The organism is Neochlamydia sp. AcF84, assembly GCF_011087585.1.
Classification (GTDB): Bacteria; Chlamydiota; Chlamydiia; order Chlamydiales; family Parachlamydiaceae; genus Neochlamydia.
This window is the reverse complement of sequence record NZ_VJOT01000008.1, coordinates 1-1185: the sequence shown is the minus strand read 5'-3', so window position 1 is coordinate 1185 and position 1185 is coordinate 1. Positions and strand designations below refer to the sequence as shown.

Below are 1185 nucleotides of genomic sequence, written 5' to 3'. Positions count from 1 at the left end.
CTTTAAAAGAAACTTTGGAGGAGATTTTCGCTCTAGGAAGATAGACTATCAGCGGGCAGAATTATATGCTAAATCTTTGGCAATGAACAAGATGACAGCACTTGGAATGCCCAAAGGACAATGGGTACTAACTTGATAAGCTTTTAAACAGACCAACTATTAGGTCATTTACGCAACAAGGTCATCCTGTTCCGTGACCGCTCACTAAATTGATGTGTTTATATAATTATTAAGCAAAAAAATCTTGCTTTAAAAAATAAAAATCACAAATAATAATTGGTTTTATTAAGGAAATGAGATGGTAAATACATTAACAAATAATGGTAACAATAAAAATGTGACTTCTTCTTCCCTCACTCAGCTTGCTGTTTGCTCTATAGAACAGCTTCCCGATGAGTTGCTATTACATATTTTTTCTTTTTTGCAAGCTTCCGATCTCCTTGAAGTTGAACTGACATGCCATCAATGGAAAAATTTGGCAGAGGAGGAGACTTTATGGAAAAGTCTTTATGTACGGTATTTTAAAGTTATTGAGCCGGTGGGTGACACTTACAAAGAAAGCTATTTTAGTCTATCTGAAGCTGACCATCATTGGGGAAAAATAGATGAATTGTTTGAGAGCTTTAAAATCTGTTAATTAAGGAAATGAGATGGTAAATATATTAGCAAATAATGATAACAATAAAAATGCGGTTTCTTCTTCCCTCACTCAGCCTCCTGTTGGCTCTATAGAGCGTCTTCCCGATGAGTTGCTATTACATATTTTTTCTTTTTTGCAAGCTTCCGATCTCCTTGAAGTTGAACTGACATGCCATCAATGGAAAAATTTGGCCGAGGAAGAGATTTTATGGAAAAGTCTTTATCAACAGTATTTTAAAATGATTGAGCCTGCGGCTGAAACTTATAAAGAAGACTATTTTCGTATGTCTAAAGCTGACCATGATTGGAGAAAAATAGATGAATTGTTTAAGGGCTTTAAGGTATGTGAATTCGGGCAATGGGATTGTAAATATGCTTGTAAATAATGATAACCATAAAAATGTGGCCTTTTCTTCCCTCACTCAGCTTACTATTAGCTCTATAGAGCAGCTTCCCGATGAGTTGCTATTACATATTTTTTCTTTTTTGCAAGCTTCCGATCTCCTTGAAGTTGAACTGACATGCCATCAATGGAAAAATTTGGCA

General features: G+C 35.2%; 2 protein-coding genes. Both read left to right on the top strand.

Annotation, left to right across the window (positions count from 1 at the left end; genetic code table 11):
- The first annotated feature begins 298 nt into the window (after window positions 1–298).
- On the top strand, window positions 299–637 hold the full coding sequence (locus tag NEOC84_RS00385) for an F-box protein (RefSeq protein WP_166154229.1): 339 nt from the start codon (window positions 299–301) through the stop codon (window positions 635–637).
- Between the two features lie 13 nt (window positions 638–650).
- Window positions 651–1025, top strand: coding sequence for an F-box protein (locus tag NEOC84_RS00380; RefSeq protein ID WP_166154227.1), 375 nt, complete (start codon window positions 651–653; stop codon window positions 1023–1025).
- Window positions 1026–1185: the final 160 nt, after the last annotated feature.

Excerpts from the sequence above, each read along its gene's own strand:
- NEOC84_RS00385 (WP_166154229.1), top strand. The coding sequence starts at position 299 with ATGGTAAATACATTAACAAATAATGGTAACAATAAAAATGTGACTTCT.
- NEOC84_RS00380 (WP_166154227.1), top strand. The coding sequence starts at position 651 with ATGGTAAATATATTAGCAAATAATGATAACAATAAAAATGCGGTTTCT.